Source organism: Porphyromonas bennonis DSM 23058 = JCM 16335 (assembly GCF_000375645.1).
GTDB classification, from domain to species: domain Bacteria; phylum Bacteroidota; class Bacteroidia; order Bacteroidales; family Porphyromonadaceae; genus Porphyromonas_A; species Porphyromonas_A bennonis.
The window spans coordinates 24,438-31,503 of the sequence record NZ_AQWR01000021.1; the positions used below are offsets into that span (position 1 = coordinate 24,438).

3 protein-coding genes and 1 pseudogene are annotated in these 7,066 nt (G+C 63.3%); 3 read left to right on the top strand and 1 reads right to left on the bottom strand.

Annotation, left to right across the window (positions count from 1 at the left end; all coding sequences use genetic code 11):
* The 3 genes from B088_RS05165 to B088_RS05175 all read left to right on the top strand — a co-directional run bounded on the left by B088_RS05165 (window position 1) and on the right by B088_RS05175 (window position 6,749).
* The gene (locus tag B088_RS05165) at window positions 1-3,618 is read left to right on the top strand and encodes a hypothetical protein (RefSeq protein WP_018107354.1); all 3,618 of its coding nucleotides are present in this window, start codon (window positions 1-3) and stop codon (window positions 3,616-3,618) included.
* A gap of 11 nt (window positions 3,619-3,629) precedes the next feature.
* Window positions 3,630-6,152, top strand: a complete 2,523-nt coding sequence (locus B088_RS05170) for a phage portal protein family protein (protein WP_018107355.1) — start codon at window positions 3,630-3,632, stop codon at window positions 6,150-6,152.
* 93 nt (window positions 6,153-6,245) lie between these two features.
* The gene (locus tag B088_RS05175; protein WP_018107356.1) at window positions 6,246-6,749 is read left to right on the top strand and encodes a phage virion morphogenesis family protein; all 504 of its coding nucleotides are present in this window, start codon (window positions 6,246-6,248) and stop codon (window positions 6,747-6,749) included.
* A 46-nt stretch (window positions 6,750-6,795) separates the two neighbouring features.
* On the opposite strand, the pseudogene B088_RS08825 reads toward B088_RS05175, so the two are convergent.
* Window positions 6,796-7,066, bottom strand: a pseudogene (locus tag B088_RS08825) (ISAs1 family transposase); the annotation flags it as partial.

Consider the following 7,066-nt stretch of genomic DNA (forward strand, 5'->3'; position numbering starts at 1 on the left):
ATGGAGCCGGTAGAGCTGGACATCAATATCAGGGGCAACGCCGCCGAGGAGTCTGCTCGCATCTCCTCGGGGGTGTCGTCCATCGGGGACGCCTCCAAGGGCGCCACGGAGGAGCTGCGCCGCTCGGTCGAGCTGCAGCGGCAGTACCTCGCCAAGCTGCAGAAGGAGATCAAGTCTATCGAGCTGGAGGTGAAGTCGAGCCCGCAGGCACAGGCGACACTCGGCAAGCACCTCAAGTCCCTCAAGGCGGAGCTCATCGACGAGACGGAGGGGCTCAAGCACCTACAGAGCGAGCTGAGGATGACCACACAGACCAAGGAGTCCCTCCGCTCCAAGATCTTCCAGGTCAAGGACGCCATGGCTCAGATGGTCAACGCCGGAGAGCAGGAGACCGAGGCCTACCGAGAGGCACGACGGGAGCTCGCCACGCTCAATGACGCCTATCAGACGGTCACTCGGGAGCAGCGCCTGATGACTCAGGGGGCGCAGTCGCTTACCGGTATGATAGGTGCCCTGCAGGGACTGATGGGAGCGGTGACGGCGACCGCAGGAGCCTACGGAGCGATCTCCGGCGAGAGTGAGCGGTACGCCCGCATCCAGACCAAGGTGCAGTCGCTCATGGCGATCACCATCGGCATGCAGCAGCTCCAGCAGTCCCTGTCGGCGACCTCCGCCTTCAGGGTGCAGACACTCGCCTCCGTGACCCGCGTCTTCGGCAGGGCGCAGCAGTTCCTCGCCGCCACCCTTCATATCTCCAATGGTGCCGCCAAGGCGCTCACCGCCACCCTGACGCTCGGTCTCTCGGTGGCGATCACTGCCGTCGCCACGGCGATAGACCGCTATGTCTCGAGGCAGCGTGAGGCGGCCGAGGCCTCCAAGGCGTGGTCTCGGGCGGTGGCAGACGGAGCGGGAGAGAGCATAGCCCGCTACGAGGCTCTCCGAAGAGAGTATGCCGCCCTCGAGGGGGACGAGGAGAAGAGGTCCCGCTTCGTCAAGGAGCACAAGAAGGACTTCGATGCCCTCGGGGTCTCCATCGGGACCGCCACCGAGGCGGACAATATCTTCATCACCAATGCGGACGCCTTCCGACAGTCGCTCCTCGATCGGGCGAAGGCGGTCGCCTCCTTTGACCTCGCCGTGGAGCAGTACAAGGAGGCGCTCCGCCAGATGTACGAGGCAGATGCAAGGGAGGCGAACCCAAACATTTGGGATAAAGTAGGAGGGTTCTTAGCCGGCTTTGATGCGGGGTACGGCACCGTGGGAGGTCCTACGAGCGCCCGGGACTACGCCCGTCTCAATGCGGAGAAGATGAGGAGGGAGGCGGACGAGGCGATGACGAAGGCGGAGGACAGGGTCCGGCAGTACCTCGACTACACCGCCAAGGCGGATCAGCTCCTCAAGGATGCCGGCATCAACACGTCGTCGGAGGATAAGCCTAAGAAGGATCCTCCCGACGAGCGAGCCCGACTGGCGGCTCTCAAGCGGATCGCCAAGCTGGGCGCAGACGCAGAGCGCTCCGTCACCACCATGCAGATAGCCGCCATGGAGGAGGGACGGGCGCAGAAGCTCCGTCGGCTCGACGAGGAGCACCGGGAGCGTAAGGCTAAGATCACCGAGCAGCTCCGGGAGATAGAGATGCTCGAGAGGCAGCACCACATCGACGCCACCCCGCAGAAGGCTCGTCTCAGGGCAGTCTCCGAGGCAGAGGAGGCGGACTACAGGCGCCGGAGGGAGGAGATCTCGAGGGCGTCTGACAGCGTGATCCGGGAGGTGGAGGAGGGAGCATCCGCACGCTTCCGCTCCGACCTCGAGCAGCGCCTCGGTGAGGTGGACGCTTACTACGACCGGCTCATCAAGCGGGCTCAGGAGAGTGCCGCCGACGAGGTGCAGCTCGCGAGGACTGTCGGAGAGGTGGAGACGGCGAGACAGCGGGAGAGGGAGCTGAGGACGAGAGAGCATGAGCTGAGACTGCTGGATCGGAGGGAGGAGATAGAGGTCCGCCGTATGGCGATGACGACGAAGCGGTATGACCTCGAGGCAGACCGGGAGGAGGAGCAACTGCGGAGGCAGCTCGAGCTCTCGGAGAAGCGACTCCGTAAGCTCCGGGAGATAGAGGCTGCCGGGGGCGATGCCGCCGCTGACATCGAGCGAGCCCGGGAGGAGATCGAGGGGCTCAAGCACGCTCTCGAGGAGATCCCCGCTCGTAGGCTCCGGGAGGTCGGCAAGGCACTCCAAGGGGCCCTCTCCTCGCTCTCCTCCGTAGGGGGCGAGATGGGGGAGGTCTTCGGAGCGGCCGCCACTTCGGTGGGCGACATCCTCTCGGCTCTCAAGGAGGGCGCCACCACGATGGACGCCATCTCCTCGGCCGCCTCGGGGCTCTCCCGGGTGATCGGCATGGTCACCTCTCAGGCGCGTGCCAACGCTGACGAGGAGGCGCGCTATGCCCGGCAGCTGGAGCAGTCCTACCACCGGGCGGCGATGGCGAGGATCCGGGCGTTCGACGAGAAGGATCGGAGCATCTTCGGCCTCTCGAATCCCTATCGAGGGGCGATCGAGGGCGCCCGGAGGTACCGTCAGGCGATGCTGGAGCTGGGGCGCAGCATGGAGCGGCTCCGCGCCGGCAGGCTACAGGTGGGGACGACGAAGGTGGTCTCCGGTGCCAATATCGCCAAGGGTGCCGCCGGGGGTGCTGCCGCCGGTGCCGCCATCGGCTCCTTCATCCCGGGGCTCGGCACTGCCATCGGTGCAGCCCTCGGCGGGCTCTTCGGCGGGATAGCGGGAGCGGCCGCCCGCAAGACCGTCCCGGTATTTAAGTCCCTCACCCGACAGTATGGGCAGATCCTCAAGGAGGGGTCCCGGACCTTTGAGCTCAACCCCCGCATCCTCGAGGACTACGACCGCCTCGATGACGCCACGAAGCGCTTGGTGGACAACTGGGAGGAGATCCGCAAGGAGGCTCTCGGCGCTCAGGAGGAGATGAGGGAGACCTTCCGTCAGCTCGCAGGTGACATCGGCTCGCTCCTCAGCAAGGCGCTCTCGGATGCCTTCTCGTCGGGTGACTGGGAGACTTCGCTCGACCACTTCGAGGAGGAGGTGGATCAGATGATCGGGCGTATCGTCGACCAGCTCCTCCTCTCGGCGGTATTCGGGCGTGAGCTGGAGAAGATGCAGAAGTCTATGGAGGACTCCTTCGGGGAGGGCGGTGACGGCACCATCGTCGATGAGCTGATAGACTTCAAGAAGAAGTACCGTGACCTCGTGGCGACCTACCGGAGGGAGCGGGAGGCGGCAGACCGAGAGCTGGGGCTTCAGGGGGTAAGCACCCACCGGGACAGCGCCGAGCGCAAGGCTGTCGCCCGCCGGGGGCTGGCTCAGGCCTCTCAGGACTCCATCGATGAGCTTATGGGCATAGCCACCAATCAGCTCCTCCAGCTCCGGCTCCTCGTGGAGGCGTCGAGGGCGGGGGAGCGGGAGGCGAAGCTGAGGGAGGAGGTGCTGCGCTCCATCGCTCGGGACGTGGCGACGATAGCCTCCTACGCTCCCAGGCTTGACCTCCTCGAGGAGGTCTCTCGTGACATAGCCACCCTCCGCAGGGACGGCGTAATAATTAAGCAATAGACTACTTGACTATGAAGGAAAAGAAGAAAGCAGGCAGCCTCATCGTCCACGACCTGGTCGTCAAGGCTCCCACCCGTCGCCCCTGGGATGCGGCCGACTGGCGGCAGGCTCTCCGGGCGGCCGACCGTGGGCGTGTGGCACAGCTCTACGACCTCTACGGCGACATGCTCATCGACACCACCCTCGCCGATGCCCTCGACAAGAGGACGCAGGCGGTGATCAATAACGACCTCACCTTCGTCGACCCCGACGGCGAGGAGGTGGAGGAGGTGTCCGACCTGATCGACACCGAGGCCTTTGAGCAGCTCCTCACCATCATCATGAGGGGGCGGCTCCTCGGTCGCGCCGGTGCCGAGCTCGGCTGGTCAGAGGAGGGGCTCACCGTCGCCGACCTGCCCCCCAAGCACCTCGATGTGGACCGCCGGGAGATCCTCCTCGACCCGACGGACGAGCGAGGCATCCCCTACGAGGGCGACCCCCGGCTAATGGTCCTCGGACGACCGAGGGACTACGGCGTGATCCTCCGTGCGATCCCCTTTGCGATCTACAAGAGGGGTGGCTTCGGTGACTGGGCGCAGTGGATTGAGCTCTTCGGGATGCCTCAGCGCGTGGGTAAGTACAATACCTACGACCCGGAGAGCAAGCGTCAGCTCGAGGCGGCCATGGAGCGCGCCGGCTCAGCCCCCTGGCTGATCATCCCCAAGGAGGCGGATGTCGAGGTGAGGGAGTCCTCCGCATCCAACGGCATTTCCTTCAAGCAGTTTGTCGATGCCTGCAACTCTGAGATCCTCGTCGGCATCCTCGGTCAGACCATGACCACCATCGCCGGTGAGCGTGGCGCCCGCTCTCTCGGTGAGGTGCACCAGGAGGTGGAGGAGGCAATGCATAAGTCCGACATGCGCTATGTCGCCCGGACGCTCAATCACTGCCTCCTCCCCTTCCTCGAACGGAGAGGGCTCCCCCTCCGCTCCGGTCGCTTCGCCTTCCCGGAGGATGTGACCCCCGTATCGGTGGCGGAACTCTCGACGCTCTCCTCCCTCATCACCATCCCCCCGGAGTGGATACACAAGCGATATGGCATCCCGATGCCTGCCCCCGAGGAGGAGCCTGCCCCTGAGGAGGAGCCTGCCCCTGAGGAGGAGCCTGCCCCTGAGGAGAAGCCTGCCCCTGAGGAGGAGCCTGCCCCCGAGGAGAAGGAGAAGAAGGGTCTCACGGATTTTTTCGTCAAAGCCCCGCACCGGCTCGCGGGGCGCATAAGGGACGCATGGACGAGCTGGACCACCTCTACCATCCCGAGCGTCAGGCTCGACGATGAGACCACGATAGACCTCTCACGGCTCCTCGAGGAGGCGCTCCGGGAGGTCTACGGCGGGGAGACCCTCCTGCCGGGGGCGCTCTTCCGCGCCAATGACGAGCCGATGCAGCTCGCCCTCTCCTCGGAACTGGGAGGGGGAGACCCCGACCTCGAGCGGGAGCTGAGGTACAATATGTCGGTCTGGAGTGCCTTCAAGACACACGCCGAGGCGGATGACCTGGCGCGGCTGCTGGTGGACTCCCGAGGGAGGACGAGGAGCTTCGCGGAGTTCCGCAAGGCGGCCCGCCCCCTCATCGGCAAGTACAATGATCAGTGGCTACGGACGGAGTACAACACCGCCATCCTCCGAGCTCGGAGTGCCGTGCAGTACCGCGACGCCCTCCGCACGAAGGCTCTCTACCCCAGTCTCGAGTACCTCGAGAGCGACTCGGTGGAGAAGAGGGAGGAGCACCTCGCCCTCGTCGGCACCATCCGCCCCATCGAGGACCCGTGGTGGGACACGCACACCCCTCCGCTGGCGTGGAATTGCAAGTGCCGCATCCGCCCCACCGACAAGCCCGTTACCCCGATCCCCGAGGAGACGGCCAAGGACAAGCCCGCCCCCGGGCTCTCCGGCAACCCCGGTCGCTCAGGCAGTGTCTTCGACCTCAAGAGCCACCCCTACACCCGCGGGCAGGGTGACCCCCACTGCCCCGAGTGCCGCCGCCAGGGGCTCGTCAAGTCCTCCGATCTGCTGGACTATAAGGACCTCCTCTGTCGCATGCACCGCGAAGCCTGGGAGGCACTCGAGGGGAAGCGAAAGGAGCAGCAGAAGCTCGCCGACAAGTGGGTCAGGAAGTGGGCTGAGGAGAATATCCCGGAGAAACATGGCATTACGATCGAGAGGAGGGAATTCTACTCAGGGACTGCAATAGTGTGGCGAAAGTCCATAAAGAACCTACTCGGACACATTGCCGATCCGGAGCAAAAGCTGCTCGCCATGAAGATAGATGATATCCTGAATCTGTGCACCCCTAAAGATGGTAATGCATTTGCCCGGCTGTACAGCCACGGACATAACAGAGCCACCAAAGAGGCGCGAAACGCTATCGGATTTGCCTACTACAATTTCAAGATGAATGGGGATACGTATCAGCTGGACATGGAGGTGAGACAGCTTGGAGACTGGAAGTACGAGACACCGTATTCGATAAGGTTAATACAAAAGAAGAACTCCTAGGGCATTGACCCGACCTAACATCAGTCAGGGTACCCTAAGAGTCCTTCCTTTGACACCACAAAGATAGAGACTATAAGTGATAATACCAAATCTATGGACATCAGAGACTTTGCAAAGCGATTTCCCGGCCGGATGGATGCCGTCCGCGACTACCTCGAGGGGGAGGGGGTGAAGATGGACATCGGGCGCATTGCCATCGAGCACACGGAGGAGAACTTCCGGCTGGAGGGCTACGTCGATGAGGTGCTCAATCCCTGGAGGGAGGTGAAGCGCCGCGACCCCTCCTCGCCCTGGTACGGTCACTCCGGACAGACGGGGCGACCCTCCTCCGAGCGGACTCGGGCTAAGATCCTCCACGGCGAGACGCGCGAGCTCTCCCGAGCGACACGGGTGCGCCTTACCCCCACCGGTATCAGGGTGATCAATGCCACCCCCTATGCCGCCGTCCATCAGTACGGGCTCCCCGCCAAGATCTACGGCAAGAAGCCCTTCACCATGCCGGCCCGACCCTTCCTCGGTCCCTCGAGAGCGATGATCCGCAGGATGCAGGATAAGGTCAGGGAGAGGCTCAGGCAATTAGTAATTAGCAATTCCTAATTGAAACGGGGTCTATACCCAGGGCTGACGTTTTTGGGGAATGGGCTCACAGCTTGATAGATAGAAGCTCGGAGGGCTTCAGAGTGGCGTTGGTCCGGAATTGGGTGATGAGTCTTTTACCGCTTTTTTCCTTCATTTTGTCGACAAAGAAAAGAGCGATTTTAGACATAATGTTGAAGTTCTTTGCCTCATTATTCTTCCTCTTAAGCTGCTGGTCCTCAAGCATCACCACGTCCAGCGTGTGGTGAAGGTGATTCTCTATTGACCAATGAGCCCTTATGAGGTCAAACACCTTCCCGGGGTCGGATAGTGATGAG